Source organism: Pseudomonas sp. S2_C11 (assembly GCF_054668395.1).
Map to the genome: position 1 here is coordinate 2,307,026 of NZ_CP162765.1, position 14,817 is coordinate 2,321,842.

12 protein-coding genes are annotated in these 14,817 nt (G+C 61.7%); 6 read left to right on the forward strand and 6 right to left on the reverse strand.

Translation table 11 applies throughout. The annotated features are described in order from the left end of the window. Positions 1–15: 15 nt before the first annotated feature. Complete coding sequence (gene paoC / locus AB4N48_RS10425) at positions 16–2,226, reverse strand: aldehyde oxidoreductase molybdenum-binding subunit PaoC (protein WP_460095365.1); 2,211 nt, start codon at positions 2,224–2,226, stop codon at positions 16–18. A gap of 266 nt (positions 2,227–2,492) precedes the next feature. Between paoC and AB4N48_RS10430 the strand changes: the two genes are divergently transcribed. Both AB4N48_RS10430 and gabP read left to right on the forward strand, forming a co-directional pair. Beyond that, positions 2,493–4,619: a TonB-dependent siderophore receptor gene (locus AB4N48_RS10430; RefSeq protein WP_423519324.1), complete on the forward strand. Its 2,127-nt coding sequence runs from the start codon at positions 2,493–2,495 to the stop codon at positions 4,617–4,619. Between the two features lie 235 nt (positions 4,620–4,854). After that, entirely contained in the window at positions 4,855–6,261 is a 1,407-nt protein-coding gene (gene gabP, locus AB4N48_RS10435) for a GABA permease (protein ID WP_460095367.1), read from the forward strand. On the opposite strand, the gene AB4N48_RS10440 is transcribed toward gabP, so the two are convergent. Both AB4N48_RS10440 and AB4N48_RS10445 read right to left on the reverse strand, forming a co-directional pair. Continuing rightward, positions 6,258–6,470, reverse strand: a complete 213-nt coding sequence (locus AB4N48_RS10440; RefSeq protein ID WP_041480326.1) for a hypothetical protein — start codon at positions 6,468–6,470, stop codon at positions 6,258–6,260. The two genes, gabP and AB4N48_RS10440, sit on opposite strands and share 4 nt — an antisense overlap. Before the next feature lie 18 nt (positions 6,471–6,488). After that, on the reverse strand, positions 6,489–8,540 hold the full coding sequence (locus AB4N48_RS10445) for a 2Fe-2S iron-sulfur cluster-binding protein (RefSeq protein ID WP_460095368.1): 2,052 nt from the start codon (positions 8,538–8,540) through the stop codon (positions 6,489–6,491). Between the two features lie 285 nt (positions 8,541–8,825). Here AB4N48_RS10445 and AB4N48_RS10450 point away from each other — a divergent pair, with 285 nt between their 5' ends. Together AB4N48_RS10450 and AB4N48_RS10455 are read left to right on the forward strand one after the other, a co-directional pair. Next, entirely contained in the window at positions 8,826–9,455 is a 630-nt protein-coding gene (locus AB4N48_RS10450; protein ID WP_252886230.1) for a glutathione S-transferase family protein, read from the forward strand. Between the two features lie 370 nt (positions 9,456–9,825). Then, a complete protein-coding gene (locus tag AB4N48_RS10455; RefSeq protein WP_460095370.1) occupies positions 9,826–10,746 on the forward strand; it encodes a LysR family transcriptional regulator in 921 nt (306 codons plus the stop codon). A gap of 27 nt (positions 10,747–10,773) precedes the next feature. Here AB4N48_RS10455 and AB4N48_RS10460 read toward each other — a convergent pair whose 3' ends face one another. Both AB4N48_RS10460 and AB4N48_RS10465 read right to left on the reverse strand, forming a co-directional pair. After that, a complete protein-coding gene (locus AB4N48_RS10460) occupies positions 10,774–11,550 on the reverse strand; it encodes an alpha/beta fold hydrolase (protein ID WP_353187969.1) in 777 nt (258 codons plus the stop codon). Between the two features lie 155 nt (positions 11,551–11,705). Then, the gene (locus AB4N48_RS10465) at positions 11,706–12,611 is read right to left on the reverse strand and encodes an AraC family transcriptional regulator (RefSeq protein WP_258706715.1); all 906 of its coding nucleotides are present in this window, start codon (positions 12,609–12,611) and stop codon (positions 11,706–11,708) included. Between the two features lie 125 nt (positions 12,612–12,736). Here AB4N48_RS10465 and rclC point away from each other — a divergent pair, with 125 nt between their 5' ends. Together rclC and AB4N48_RS10475 are read left to right on the forward strand one after the other, a co-directional pair. Further along, a complete protein-coding gene (gene rclC / locus AB4N48_RS10470; RefSeq protein ID WP_460095372.1) occupies positions 12,737–13,312 on the forward strand; it encodes a reactive chlorine resistance membrane protein RclC in 576 nt (191 codons plus the stop codon). Between the two features lie 30 nt (positions 13,313–13,342). Next, positions 13,343–13,570 carry a DUF2790 domain-containing protein gene (locus AB4N48_RS10475; protein ID WP_130901253.1) on the forward strand — a complete coding sequence of 76 codons (228 nt, stop codon included), beginning with the start codon at positions 13,343–13,345 and terminating at the stop codon, positions 13,568–13,570. Position 13,571: 1 nt separating this feature from the next. On the opposite strand, the gene AB4N48_RS10480 is transcribed toward AB4N48_RS10475, so the two are convergent. Beyond that, complete coding sequence (locus AB4N48_RS10480; protein WP_460095373.1) at positions 13,572–14,813, reverse strand: MFS transporter; 1,242 nt, start codon at positions 14,811–14,813, stop codon at positions 13,572–13,574. Between the last annotated feature and the right edge of the window lie 4 nt (positions 14,814–14,817).

Genomic DNA, 14,817 nt, shown 5'->3' on the forward strand with positions numbered 1-14,817 from the left:
CTGCGTGATCCAGTCTCAGACCGGGTAGGACAACTCGCCGATGAGTTTATCCAGCGTAATCGGATAATCGCGCACCCGTACGCCACACGCGTTATAGATCGCGTTGGCGATGGCCGCCGCCGCGCCGCTGATACCCAGCTCGCCAACGCCTTTGGCTTTCAACGGGGTTGCATACGGGTCGACTTCATCGAGAAAGATCACTTCCTGACGGGGAATGTCGGCATGCACCGGCACCTCGTATCCGGCCAGATCGTGATTGACGAAAAAGCCGATTCGATGATCCACCGTCAGCTCCTCCATCAATGCCGCACCAGCACCCATGGTCATGCCGCCGATGATCTGGCTGCGCGCGGTTTTCGGGTTGAGGATGCGCCCAGCGGCGCACACGGCCAGTTGCCGACGCAGGCGAATTTCGCCGGTCGCCGCATTGACCGCGACTTCGGCGAAATGCGCGCCGAAAGTCTGCTGGGCGAAGCGCTGGGCAAGGTCACCGTATTCCATGCGGTCCTCGCCCGTCAGCTCGCCATTGGCTGCGGCCTGAGCCAAGGCAACCTGCTGCGAGCCTGCGCGAATCTGTGCATCGACAAACTCGGCTTGCTGCGGGTCAATCCCGACGGCGCGAGCGGCGGCTTCACGCAGTTTCATGCACGCGGCATACACGCCGGCAGTGGAGGAGGCGGCTCCCCACTGGCCGCCGGAGCCCGACGATTCCGGAAACCGCGAATCGCCCAAGTGCACCACGACACGGTCCAGCGGCACGCCCATCATTTCGGCGGCGGTCTGGGCGATGATGGTGTAACTGCCGGTGCCGATGTCGGTCATGTCGGTTTCCACGGTGATGACGCCTTGACGATCGAGACGCACCCGCGCCGCCGAAGCGGTGGTCGGTGCGCCGCGAATCGCCGAGGCCAGCCCGATGCCGATCAGCCAGCCATCCTCACGGCGCTGAGCGGGTTGAGGGTTGCGCTGACGCCAGCCAAAGCGTTCGGCGCCAGTGTTCAGGCATTCCACCAACTGCCGTTTGGAGAACGGCCGCGCCGGTTGCTCCGGATCGACCTGCGAATCGTTGAGGATGCGCAGTTGCAGCGGATCCATCTGCAGCTTTTCCGCCAGTTCATCCATGGCGATTTCCAGCGCCATCATCCCCGGTGCCTCGCCCGGCGCGCGCATCGCCGAACCCTCGGCGAGATCGAGCACGGCGAGATTCAAACGGGTCATGCGATTGGCCCCGGCGTAAAGCAAGCGGGTTGACGCGGTAGCCGCTTCGGCGCGTCCGCCGCGCAAATTGCCCGACCAGCTCTCGTGGCCGATCGCCGTGATCACGCCGTCACGGTTGGCACCGATGCGCAGGCGCTGAAGCGTCGCCGGACGATGGGTCAGGTTGTTGAACATCAGCGGCCGCGGCAGCGCGACTTTCACCGGTAGCCCGGCATGTCGAGCGGCCAGGGATGCCAACACAGCGTCGCAAAGAATCGTGCCCTTACCGCCGAAACCACCGCCGATATACGGCGAGATCAGGCGCACATCTTCCTTGGCGATGCCGAGGGTTTTCGCCAGATCGCGCACGCCCCAGTTGATCTGTTGGATCGATGTCCACAAGGTCAACTGCGTGCCACTCCAGCGGGCAATGGTTGCGTGCGGTTCCATCATCGCGTGGGCCTGGTCAGGCGTGCTGTAGTGCTGATCGATTTGCACTGGCGCAGCGTTGAAGGCGCCTTCGAAGTCACCGACGCTGGTCTGCGGCGGCGGGCCAAAACCGGCCGGTGGCGGTGGGGTTGCGGAGTCTTTCGCAGCCGCCAGATCGAATGAACCCGCTTCGGCCACGTAGCGGATGTCGAGCAAGCCGGCGGCCGCGCGCGCCTGTTCAAAGGTGTCCGCGACGACAATCGCCACGGCCTGGTGATAATGATCGACCTGCGGCCCGGCCAAGGCCCTGGCTACGTAAAACTCGCCTTTGGCCAATGCCCCGGCGTTTTCGTAAGTGACGATGGCAATCACCCCGGACGCTTCCCGCGCTTGCGTCGAATCGATCGAGGCAATGCGCCCCTTGCCGATCCCGGCGCCGACGATATAGCCATAGGCGGCGTCCGGCACCGCTGCGTTTTGCTCGTAGGCGTAGGGGGCGGTGCCGGTGGTTTTCAGCTTGCCGTCGATGCGGTCGGCAGGTTGGCCGATGACGTTCAGCTGGTCGATCGGATTGGAGCCGGCCGGGGTGTCGAATTTCATCTGCAAATTCCTTTCAGACAGGCTGGCGACGCCCACGTAGCTCGGCGCAGCCATCGATTGACGTCGGATCTCTACGAGCCTAGGCCATCGACGCGCCACTGATAATGCGCGGTTTCAGGATGGAATGATGAATCTCGCTCACCAATCCTGATCAACATGACAAATAGGAATACGTTTCAATTACTAATGCGACCGTATACCATGCGCGACGTTTTCACTGGCGGTTTTGCCCTTCGTTCTGGCCTATTCGTAAAGGTTTTCACCTCATGCGTCGAACTCTGCTTTCCATTTGTGTGCTGCAGGCGTTGTCTTCTTCCTCGTGGGCTGAGTCAGCCGAACCGACTTCTTCAACGCTTGAGCTGGAAGCCACCGACGTAGTCGGCACAGCGGATTACGAACGGGCAGACGGCCCGGTGCAGGGCTACCGCGCGACGCGTTCGGCCAGCGCCACGCGCACCGACACTTCGATTCATGAAACCGCGCAATCGATCAGCGTGGTCACCAAGGATGCCGTTGAAGACCTCGGCGCGACGCGTTTGCAGGATGCGCTGGATTACGCCGGCGGCGTCGGGCGGGCGAACAATTTCGGTGGGCAGGGCCTGACCACCTTCACCGTGCGCGGCTTCACCACGGGCGAGTTCTACCGCAACGGTTTCCCGATCAACCGTGGCTACCCGAACATGCCCGACGCCAACACCATCGAGCGTCTGGAAGTGCTGCGCGGTCCGGCGACCATGCTCTATGGCCGTGGCGACCCAGGCGGTACCTTCAACGTGGTGTCGAAACAGCCGTTGCCCGAGCGCACCGTTACGTTAGGCAGCCAGTTGAACGACCAAGGCATGAAGCGCGGCACCCTCGACGCTTCCGGTCCGCTCGATGAAGAAGGGCGCCTGGCCTATCGCTTGAATGTGGTGGGCGAGGGCGGCGATACCTTCCGCGATCATGTCGAGAACGAGCGCTACGGCATCACGCCGGTGCTGACCTGGCAGGCCACCGATGCGACCAAGCTGATTTTCGAAGGCGACTTCATGCGCAACAACGCGCCGCTCGATCGTGGCGTCACGCGCTACCCGGCGCAGATCGGCACCGCCTCGCGCGATACCTTCTTTGGCGAGAAGGACGTCGGCAAACTGCACAACGACAACAACATGGCGCAACTGCGTTTCGAGCACATGCTCAACGATGACTGGACCCTCGGCGGTGGTTTCCAGTGGCTCGACGGCTCGCTCAAGGGCAACGCGATCGAGGCCAACGGCATTGCCGCTGACGGCCGCACGCTGGGGCGCAACTTCAACTACCGCAAGCTGGAATGGACCGACAAGGACACCCAGCTCAACCTCACCGGGCATTTTGATACTGGCGGTCTGCAGCACACCTTGCTCACCGGCATCGAGTATGAAGATTACGATTACAAGTCGATCATCCAGCGCTCCAGCGGCGCGGTCAGTGCCTACCCGATCGACATCTTCAATCCGGTCTACGGCCAGCCACGCCCGGCGCTGACCCGCACACCGACTCACGACAAAGAGAACCTCAAGACCTACGCGGCATTCGTGCAGGATCAGGTAGCCCTGACCGACAAACTGAAAGTGCTGGCCGGCGCACGTTTCGAGCGCTTCGAGCACGATTACGAAACCTACGTGCCCGGCGGCAAGAGCTGGCAGGCCAGCGACAACGCCGTCACCCCGCGTATCGGCGTCACCTACGACCTGACCGAAACCCTGGCGGTCTATGCCAACACCGCGCGCTCGTTCAAACCCAACACCGGCGCCAGTCGCGAAGGCGGCGGCTTCGCTCCAGAGAAAGGCAAGTCCTACGAGATGGGCATGAAGTGGGAAGCGCTGGATCAGCAGTTGAGCGTCGACGCGGCGATCTACCAGATCGAAAAACGCAACGTGCTGACCACCGACCCGGTGGATTCGACTTTCAGCGTCGCCGCCGGTGAAGTGCGTAGCCGTGGTTTCGACGTCAATGTCACCGGCAACCTCACCCCGGAGTGGCGAGTGGTCGGCGGTTACGCTTACGTTGACGCCGAGGTGACCAAGGACAACACGCTGCGCTCCGGCACGCGCCTGCTGAACATCCCGAAGAACAGCTTCAGCCTGCTCAACATGTACGAGTTCCAGGACGGCGCGCTCAAAGGTCTTGGCCTTGGCACCGGACTGAAATACGTCGACGAGCGCGCCGGGCAGACCGCCAACACCGCGTTTTCCATGGGCAGTTACACCGTGGTCGACCTGTTGAGCTTCTACAAGATCAACGACAAAGTGCGGCTCAACCTCGATGTGAAAAACATCTTCGACCGCGACTACGAAGAAGGCGCCTTCGGCAACGTTTACGCCTACCCGGGCGCGCCGCGAACCGTGCAGGTGGGGATTTCCTACACGCTGTAAATTGCCGCAGCGGTTGCCGCCGACTCATGGTGGCCTGAGAGTGGCATGTCGAAATCAGACATCGGCATGCCGCACTCAGGCTAGTTGCGCGGCGGTCGGGCCACGTAAGGTGAAGCATCATTTCGTCGGCAAAGCGTCTGCGTCGCTGCTTTCGCCTGAGTCGACTCAAGGAAATGATGATCGCCTGACGCTCAGTCAGTGGCCCAAACGTCGATCATGAGAACAATAAGAACCCATGACTAGCCTGAACCCCAAGGACTCCAACGGTCAGTTGGCGCAAGGTTTCAAACCGCGTCACGTCACCATGCTTTCCATTGCCGGCATCATCGGCGCAGGACTTTTCGTTGGCTCAGGCCACGCCATCGCCGCCGCAGGACCTGCGGTGCTGCTCGCTTATCTGTTCTCCGGTCTGCTGGTCGTGCTGGTGATGCGCATGCTCGGCGAAATGGCTGTCGCGCATCCCGACACCGGCTCATTTTCCACCTACGCTGATCAAGCCATTGGCCGCTGGGCCGGGTTCACCATTGGCTGGCTCTACTGGTGGTTCTGGGTGCTGGTGATTCCCATTGAAGCACTGGCCGCCGGTCACGTGCTCAATCAGTGGTTTCCCCAGGTCGATGCCTGGTTGTTCGCCTTGCTGTCGATCGTGCTGCTGGTGATCACCAACCTGTTCAGCGTGTCGAAATACGGTGAGTTCGAATTCTGGTTCGCCATGGCCAAGGTCATCGCGATCATCGGTTTCATCGGCCTGGGTTTTGCGGTGCTGATGGGCTGGATTCCCGAGCGCGAAGCCAGTGGCTTGAGCACGCTGATGGCCGAGCACGGCGGCTTTGCGCCCAACGGCATGTCGGCGGTGGTTGGCGCGTTCATCACCATCATGTTCAGTTTCATCGGCACCGAAGCGGTGACCATCGCCGCTGCGGAATCGAACAACCCGGCGCAGAACATCGCCAAGGCCACCCGTTCGGTGATCTGGCGCATCGGCATTTTCTATCTGCTGTCGATCTTCGTGGTGATTTCCGTGGTGCCATGGAATGACCCGCAACTCGCCTCGGTCGGTTCCTACCAGCGCGCACTGGAACTGATGAACATCCCCAACGCCAAATTCCTCGTCGACGTGGTCGTGTTGATCGCGGTGGCCAGTTGCATGAACTCCTCGATCTACATTTCCTCGCGCATGCTCTATTCGCTGGGCCGACGCGGCGATGCGCCGCCGGCATTGAAGGTGACTTCGGCGGCCGGCGTGCCACGCGCGGCGGTGATCGCCAGCACGGTGATTGGTGCGGGCGTTACCTTGCTCAGCTATTTCATGCCGGCCGGGCTGTTCCAGTTCCTGCTCGCCAGCTCCGGGGCTATTGCCTTGCTGGTGTATCTGGTGATCGCCATTTCGCAGTTGCGCATGCGCCGCCGACTGGAACGGGAAAAGGTCGAAATGACCCTGCGCATGTGGCTGTTTCCCTGGCTCACCTGGCTGGTCATCGCCTTTATCTGCGCGGCTTTGGCGGTGATGATGATCACCCCTGAACATCGCCTGGAAGTGACCTCGACCATTGGCCTGGCGCTGCTGATTTCCTTCGTCGGATTGATCACCAGCCGCCAGCATGGGCCGGCGGGCAGAGTGGCGGCGGTGAGCAAAGCCTAAGCAAACAACGCCTTGAGCCCACGGGAAAACCAGCCGTTCGGGCTCGAAGGCAGATGCTCACGTTGATTGAATGAGCCCGTCAACGCGCAGGTTTCACCGGCGAGCGAGCCCATCAGTTGCGGCAGCAAAAAACTGCGTTCGCATTCGCTGGCGGACAGTCCGGTTTTCTCTTGCGGCCAAACGACGCTGGTTTCGGCAAACGGCTTCATGGCACACCTCCTCAAAATTCAAACATCCAGCACCAGGGTGTCGCTGCCCTGCGCCGGGGCGGCGCAGCAGATCAGCACTTCGTCGTCCGCCAGGCGCATGGCCGGCGGGGTGAGGTAATGCACCTGGCCGCTGGTAAGGCGGGTTTTGCAGGTGCCGCACGAGCCGCCGCGACAGCTGAACTCCGGGTTCAAGCCACGCGCCTCGGCCAGTTCCAGCAAGGTGCCGCTGCCCGGTTCCCAGCGTGCTTCCTTGCCGGACGTGGCAAACAACACCTTGACCGGCTCTTCCGCGACCGGTACTTGCGGCGGCGCCGGGGTACTGATTTCGACATCGCGGATCAGCGTCGACGGGCCGAAGGTTTCGGCGTGGATGCGATCGTCGGGAATACGCATTTTGCGCAAGCCGTCGTACAGCGCCTGAGTGAAGCTGCCCGGGCCGCACAGGTAGAAATCGTAGTCATCCAGCGGCAGCAGGCTCTTCAGCAAGGCGATGTCGATGCGCCCGGCATGATCGTAACCCTGCGCTGTTGCTTCCAGCGGCGGCTGGCTGACCACGCGCAGCACCTTGACCTTGTCACCGGCGCGTGCAGCCAAGGCGTCGATTTCTTCGCGAAAGGCCAGATCCTCGACGGTGCGACTGCTTTGCACCACCCAGGTCGGGCGCATGCGGCTGATGCGTTTGCCCTGATAGACCACCTCGCGCAGCATCGACAGCAACGGCGTCACCCCAACCCCTGCGGCCAACAGCACCAGTGGCCGGCGTTCGGTGGCGTCGACGGTGAAATCGCCTTGCGGCGCGCGGGCTTCGATCAAATCCAGTGCCCGGACCCGATCATGCAGATGCGAAGACACCGAGCCATCGCGTTTAACGCTGATACGTAGGAATTCGTCCGACGGCGCGCTGGACACGCTGTAGGTGCGGATCGACGCGGCATCTTGGCCGTCGAGCAAGACCTTGATCGGCAAGTGCTGGCCCGGTTCGAAGCGCGGCAGGCCGAAGCCATCGTTGGCTTGCAGATAAAACGAACGGATCTGCGGACTCTCATCGACCACCCGCGTGACGTGCAGCGCGCGCCATTGGTTGCGCAGCGCCTCGGCCTGCAGACGCTCGCGGGTCTGCTCCCAGCTGCCGGTCATTTGCGAATTGGGCGAATCGCCTTCCGGCTGCTCGGCCCAGCGCAGTGGCAATGCGGCCTGACGGTAAACGATGCGCTGCGGCTTGAAGCGCCACAGGCGCTCGGCGCCCTGGAACGCGGCGATTTGCGGATCGTCGAGCAGCACTTCTGCGCTGCCGGTCATCTGCAACAGATCGCCGCTTTCGAAATCGATGAAGGTCAACCCGGCGCGCGGGTTGAGCAGGATGTTGCCCAGGGTGTTGAAGAACAGATTGCCGGAGAAATCCGGGATGGTAAGGGTGCCGTCTTCGTCCATATGGACGAAACCGGATTTGCCGCCGCGATGGGACACATCGACCTGGCGCTCGCCGTCGCGCACCACGTAAGTGGCCACGTAGAACGAGTCGGCGGCAGTGATCATGTCGCGCACCAAGGGTTCGCTGACAGGCAAGTCGAGCGCGGTGTCGGTGGTCTCGTCGACGAAGGCGTAATGGCGCAGATTGATGTAGCGCGGGCAGTTGCCGTAAGCCTGGGTCACGCCGATCTCAAGAATGTTGTCATCGCGGCGGCTGATGTTGCCGTTCATGCGATTGCGCCGACGGGTGTGCAGCTCGATGCCGAGCATGCCGATCGCGTCGCCGGGCTGCAGACCTTGATTGGCCGGGTCATTGGGCTGGGCGTCGAGTTTGATCTTCAGCACCTGCGGCGACGGCGAATCCATGAAGCCCGGTTGACCGGTGCGCAGCGTTGCCCACGGATCGCCCTGGCTGTCGACAGCGCCGAGTACGACAAAGGGCAGTTGCGCATAGAACTCACGGTGCTGGTCCGGCATCCAGTCGCGGGCCAGTTGCCGCTGGCCGACACCGACCATCATCTCCACCGCGCCGACGGCACGTTGCAGGGTCAGCTCACCTTCATGCCAGGGCGAGGGCTGCGGTTTCGACGCTGTGTCCATTTCGATTCTCCTCGGGTGCAAACGGGCCGGTGAGCCGCAAGGGGCTGAAGCTCAAGTGGGCTCATGTTCGCCCTCGGCCCGTTGCGAGGGAATGGCCAGAAACTGCAATCCACTGTTTCACTCGGTGAAATGATCCCTGCGCGCGCCTAAGGAGGCGGGTGATTATTTCACTGGCTGAAATGCTCGATTGTATTTGCTGAGGATTCCGCGATTTGCGGCAGGGGAGCAGGATGAGCCCCATCGACACGATCAGCGGGTCGACCTCAAATAATCCAGGAGCACGTCATGTCCCAGTCAGCCGTCAAACTGTACCGCCATCCGTTGTCCGGCCACTCGCACCGCGTCGAGTTGATGTTGTCCCTGCTGGACGTTCCGACCGAACTGGTGTTCGTCGACCTGATGAAAGGCGCACACAAAACCCCTGAATTCCTCGCCCTCAACCGTTTCGGCCAAGTACCGGTGATTGACGACAACGGTACGGTGCTCGCTGATTCCAACGGCATTCTGGTTTATCTGGCGAGCAAATACGGCAACGGCCAGTGGCTGCCGAGCGATCCGGTCGAGCAAGCCAAGGTGCAGCGCTGGTTATCGGTGGCTGCCGGGCAGATCAGCTCCGGCCCGGCCACGGCGCGCTTGATCACTGTGTTCGGCGCCGGTTACGACGCGGCTGATGCGATCAAGCGTTCCCATGCGTTGTTGCAGGTGATGGAAGACGAGTTGGCCAACAGCGCATTCCTTGCCGGCGACAAGGCAACCGTTGCCGATGTGGCCGCCTACACTTACGTCGCCCACGCACCGGAAGGCAATGTCTCGCTCGAGGATTATCCGAATGTGCGGGCGTGGCTTGGGCGGGTCGAGGCGCTGCCGAAATTCGTCGGTATGCAGCGCACAGCGGTGGGCCTGCAAAGCGCTTGATATCAGCACACGCCAAAAAACCTTGTGGGAGCGGGCTTGCCCGCGATAGCGGTGGGTCATTCAACGGTGATGTTGACTGACAGAATGCCTTCGCGAGCAGGCTCGCTCCCACGGGTTTGGCGTCAGCTGTCCCATCCATGCATTGGAAGACACTGTCTCGCTGGAGGAATATCCGAATGTGCGGGCGTACTGGCGGGAGTTGAAGCATTGCCCAAATTTAACTGTGTACACCAAACCCTGTGGGAGCGAGCCTGCTCGCGAAAGCGGTGTGTCATGCAACGGTGATGTTGACTGACGGAAAGCTTTCGCGAGCAGGCTCGCTCCCACATGATTTCACTGTGTTTTCGAGGTTTTTTACAGGTCCCCAGCTATGGATCGTTTTCAGGAAATGCGCATGTTCCTGGCCGTGGCCGAGGAGGGTGGCTTTGCGGCGGCGGCCCGGCGTTTGAACACCTCGCCACCCAGCGTCACCCGCGCCATTGCCGCGCTGGAACAACGCATCGGCACGCGTCTGTTGTCGCGCACCACGCGCAGCCTGCACCTGACCGAAGCCGGGCATCGTTATCTGGACGATTGCCGAAGAATTTTGTGCGACGTCGACGAAGCCGAAGAGGCCGCTGCCGGCAGTTATCGGGTGCCGTGCGGGCACTTGAGCGTGACCGCGTCGGTATTGTTTGGCGAGTTGTTCATCGCGCCGTTGCTGGCGCAATACGTCGATGCGTTTCCTTCGGTGCATCTGAAGGCTTTGCTGGTTGATCGCGTGGTGAATATGGCGGAAGAGGGTATCGATGTCGCCGTGCGCATCGGCCATTTGCACGAGAACAATCAGCATGCAATCAAGGTCGGCGAGGTCCGTCAGGTCATCTGCGGCACCCCCGATTACTTCGCCCGCTATGGCCGACCGCAACATCCGAACGAGCTGAACCGCGCCAATATCGTCATGTCGTCCGCCAGTCATTTGCTCAGCGATTGGCAATTCGCCCATGCCGATGGCCCGTTGAGTTTTCGCTTCGAGCCGCGTCTGGTGGTCACCGCGAATCAGGCGGCGATCAACATCGCCAGCTCCGGTTGGGGCATTACCCGGGTGCTGTCTTATCAAGTCGCCAGCCAGGTTGCAGCCGGTGAACTGGAATTGGTGCTGGAGGCCTTTGAGCCGCCGGCGTTACCTGTGCAACTGGTCTATCTGAAACATCCGCGCGTACCGGCGAAGGTGCGCACGTTTGTGGATTTTCTCAGCGAGCGGCTGCAACACCACCCAGCGCTGAAAGCCGTGAACAGGGTTCACGGCTAAGGCTTCAAGGTTCAACTCAGCGCTTGATCACTTCCCGGCCGCAGCGGTTTCGATCAGGCTGGCAACGGCTTTCGGGTTGGACACCATCACCACGTGCGAAGCGCCTTTGACCACGACGGTCTGCTTGGAGTGCGCGCGCTCGGCCATGAACGCCAAGGCTTGCGCCGGGATGTTCTTGTCCTGGTCACCGTAGACGAAGTACGACGGCACGGTTTTCCATGCAGGCTCGGTGGCGGCTTCGTTGAGCGCGGCGACGGTCACCGGGCGTTGCGTGGCGGCCATCAACTTCGCATCTGCCTGAGACACATCGGCAGCGAACTGATCGTGGAATTTGTCCTGCTGGATGTACAAATCCTTGCCACCGTCGGCCAGCTCAACCGGGGCCGACAGGGTCGGGCCAAGGGTGCTGCCAGGGAAACGCCCGGACAGCTCAGCGGCGGTTTCACCCTTTTCCGGTGCAAAAGCTGCGACGTACACCAGCGCTTTGACATTGGCATTGCCGTAAGCGGCTTCACTGATCACCGGGCCACCGTAGGAGTGGCCGACCAGTACCACCGGGGTTTTCACGCTGGCCAGCACATCCGCCACCGATTGCGCATCACCCTTGACCGAGCGCAGCGGGTTCGCGGCGGCGATCACCGGATAGCCATCCTTCTCGAGAATCTTGACCACGCCGTTCCAGCTGCTCGAATCGGCAAAGGCACCGTGCACCAGCACCACGGTAGGTTTGATCGGCGCGGCGAACGCAGCGGTGGCGCCGAACATGGCGGCGGTAAGGGCGAGGGTTGCGAAGACTTTGTTCATGGTGATGTCCTGTCGATTGGTTAAGGTAGGAATGGAAGCGACAGTGGTATTTAGCGCGCTAAATGTGTCAGTTGTGTGTGCGCACGGCCGAACTTCGCATGAGTGTGTATCTGGGGCGGCGAAAGCTACACGCTGATACAAAGCGATCCATCCGCTCAGATCGCGCGGCGGACTTTGCCCGGGGCCTCGCCGTAAATTTCCTTGAATTTCTTGCTGAAGGCAGCCTGCGACTGATAGCCGACCTGCACGGCAATGTCATTCAGGCCCAGATGCGAATGGCTCAGCAGACTGAACGCCAGCTCCATGCGCAATTGAGTCAGCAGCACCCACGGCGACACGCCAGCGACCCGGGCGAAGGTGCGCATGAACGTTGCACGGGACATGTTCGCGGTGTCGGCCATGGCCTCGATGGTCCATTCGTGCGCTGGGTCAGCCAATATCGCCTGACAGGTTCGGCCCAGGCGCTGGTCGCCGAGCAGCGCCAGGGTGCTTTTGTCCTGCTCCGCACGGGCCAGGTGCGCACGCAGAATCAAGGTGAACAAGGCTTGGGACAGTGAGTCGAGGAGGAACCGTGCGCCCGGCTGTTCGCTGTCGGCTTCGCTGCGCAACAGCGCAATCAGGGCGGTCAGTGGCGCATCAATCGGCAAGCCATCGTTGGCAATCAACAGGTAATCGGGGAGGGCGGCGAACAGCATCGATGCGCGGTTGTAATGAAAGCCACCGCAGAGCATGTCCAGATCTGCGCTCGCGCCACCCAGCCGATAGATCGGCAACACCCCGCCGGGAACCAGCGTTGGCGACATCGGCGCTACGTCTTTGCCGGCGCTGTGCAGCACATGCGGCGTACCCCGTGGCAACAGCAGAATATCGCCGGCGCGCATCGCCAGGCGTTGCCCGCTGGCCAGCTCAACCCGGCATTCACCCTTGAGCACGACGTGATAGGGCGCCTTGCCCAAGGCTTCCTGTGGGTGATCACGCGCCCAGTCGCCCTGAAACTGGCAGCGCAGATCAAGACTGCCGCGCACGTTGGCCAGGCTGATGAGCTTATCGAGCGAGTTCATTGGCACCCATTACGAAGGAATCCGCAAAGTTGAGACGATTGAGCAAGACGTTGAGCATGACCGACAAAAGCGCGATTCGGTAACACCGCAGACTGACTCCACTTTCATTGATCTGGAGACGTCGCATGTTCACCTCAATCAACGCCGGACTACAACAGCTCGGCAAACTCGATCGCCTCGGCATCCCGCTGATGCGCGTGGCCATCGCCATCGTGTTCCTGTGGATCGGCGCGTTGAAATTCGTCCCGTACGAAGCCGACAGCATTACGCCTTTCGTCGCCAACAGTCCGGTGATGTCGTTCTTCTACGAGCACCCGCAGGAATACAAGGCGCACCTGACCCATGAGGGCGAGCTGAACGCCGACAAGCGCGCCTGGCAGACCGCGAACAACACCTACGGTTTTTCCACCGGGCTTGGCGTGGTGGAAATCTTCATCGGTCTGCTGGTCCTGTCCAACCCGCTTTCCCGCCGCACCGGCCTGCTCGGTGGCGCGCTGGCGTTCGCTACGCCGCTGGTGACCCTGAGCTTTCTGGTTACCACGCCTGAAGCCTGGGTCGCTGCGCTGGGTGAGGGTCAGCACGGTTTTCCCTATCTGTCCGGTGCCGGACGCCTGGTGCTCAAGGACGTCCTGATGCTCGCCGGAGCGCTGCCAGTGATGGCCGATTCCGCGCGCCAATTGCTGACTGAACGTCAGGCCTGAATTCCCCATCCTTTATAGAGAGATCACACCATGAAAACGTTTATTGCTTTGACCCTGGCCATCCTCGCCGGCAACGTATTCGCCGCCACCGAACCTGCACAGACTGGCGTGCCGCTGGACATCGCCAAAACCATCAGCATCACCGACACCAGCGCCGCCTGCGGAATTGTTCCGGTGGAGGTCGTCTATGAAGACAGCCACGGTCAGCGGCATGTCGCCACTTACAGCGTTTTAGGCGATGGCTGCGGTGGCGATTAGCTCAGGTTTGGCCCATAACTGCAGCGGACTCGAATTGCTCAGTCCGCTGCAGCGTTTCCGGGACACCGATCAACAGCAGCAGGAACGCTGCCGCTGCAACCCCGGCAAGGGTCAGGAATGCCGCGCTGTAACCGGCGGCCTCAACGACAAAACCCGCCAGCCCGTTGCTCAGCGCCGCGCCCAGGCCAAACGCTGTGGTCAGCGCGCCAAGGCTGACATTGAAATGCCCGGAGCCGAGGGTGAGATCCTTGACCATTACCGGGAACAGCGCGCCGAACAAACCAGCGCCGACACCGTCGAGCAACTGCACGGCGACCAGCCAGTACGGATCATCCGAGAAGGTGTAGAGCAAGCCACGCAGCGGCAGGATCAGAAAACCCGCCAGCAATAACGGTTTGCGCCCCCAGACATCGGCTTTCGCGCCGGCCAGCAACGCCATTGGCACCATCACCAGTTGCGCGGCTACGATGCACGCCGACGTCAGCGGTGTGGCCATGTGCAAATTGGCTTGGGCGAGTTTCTGGCTCACCAGCGGCAGCATCGCCGCGTTGGCCAAGTGGAACAGCGCACAGCACAGGGCAAACATCAGAAGCGGGCGATTGCTCAGCAGTACCTTGAACCCGGACGGCTGATGGCTTTGATCGCCAGGCTGCAACCCGCGTGCGACGTCATGATCAATCGCCTCGGCCGAGACGAACAGCACGGCAATCACGCTGGCCAGCGCCATGACCGCCATCAGATAAAACACCGCCACCGGACCGAACAGATAGGCAAACAAACCGGCCAACAACGCTGCGCACGCGTTGCCGGCGTGGTTGAACGTCTCGTTGCGACCGGTGCGCCGGGTGAATGCTCGCGGGCCGGTGATGCCCAGGGTGATCGCGGAGATGGCCGGGGCGAAAATAGATGCTGCCGCCGCGCTCAAGGCTTGGGTCAACGCCACCAGACTGAATGAAGTAATGAACGGCAGCACCAGGCAACTCGCCGTCACCAACAGCGCGGCGATGATGACCAGCGCACGTTTCGCCCGGCTGCTGTCAACCAGTGCACCGGCCGGTGTCTGCGTGATCAGTGCAGCGATACCGGCGAGAGTCATGACCACGCCGATGCTGGCCGGGTCCCAGTGGTGCACGGCGAGCAAGTAGATGGCGAGGTACGGCCCGAGGCCGTCGCGGACATCGGCGAGAAAGAAATTCAGACTGTCCAGCGAACGGTTGTTGCGGCGATCGAGATGGCTGATCACGGGG

Excerpts from the sequence above, each read along its gene's own strand:
- AB4N48_RS10430 (WP_423519324.1), top strand. The coding sequence starts at position 2,493 with ATGCGTCGAACTCTGCTTTCCATTTGTGTGCTGCAGGCGTTGTCTTCT.
- AB4N48_RS10475 (WP_130901253.1), top strand. The coding sequence starts at position 13,343 with ATGAAAACGTTTATTGCTTTGACCCTGGCCATCCTCGCCGGCAACGTA.
- AB4N48_RS10465 (WP_258706715.1), bottom strand. The coding sequence starts at position 12,611 with ATGAACTCGCTCGATAAGCTCATCAGCCTGGCCAACGTGCGCGGCAGT.
- AB4N48_RS10455 (WP_460095370.1), top strand. The coding sequence starts at position 9,826 with ATGGATCGTTTTCAGGAAATGCGCATGTTCCTGGCCGTGGCCGAGGAG.
- paoC (WP_460095365.1), bottom strand. The coding sequence starts at position 2,226 with ATGAAATTCGACACCCCGGCCGGCTCCAATCCGATCGACCAGCTGAAC.
- AB4N48_RS10460 (WP_353187969.1), bottom strand. The coding sequence starts at position 11,550 with ATGAACAAAGTCTTCGCAACCCTCGCCCTTACCGCCGCCATGTTCGGC.
- AB4N48_RS10440 (WP_041480326.1), bottom strand. The coding sequence starts at position 6,470 with ATGAAGCCGTTTGCCGAAACCAGCGTCGTTTGGCCGCAAGAGAAAACC.
- gabP (WP_460095367.1), top strand. The coding sequence starts at position 4,855 with ATGACTAGCCTGAACCCCAAGGACTCCAACGGTCAGTTGGCGCAAGGT.
- rclC (WP_460095372.1), top strand. The coding sequence starts at position 12,737 with ATGTTCACCTCAATCAACGCCGGACTACAACAGCTCGGCAAACTCGAT.
- AB4N48_RS10450 (WP_252886230.1), top strand. The coding sequence starts at position 8,826 with ATGTCCCAGTCAGCCGTCAAACTGTACCGCCATCCGTTGTCCGGCCAC.
- AB4N48_RS10445 (WP_460095368.1), bottom strand. The coding sequence starts at position 8,540 with ATGGACACAGCGTCGAAACCGCAGCCCTCGCCCTGGCATGAAGGTGAG.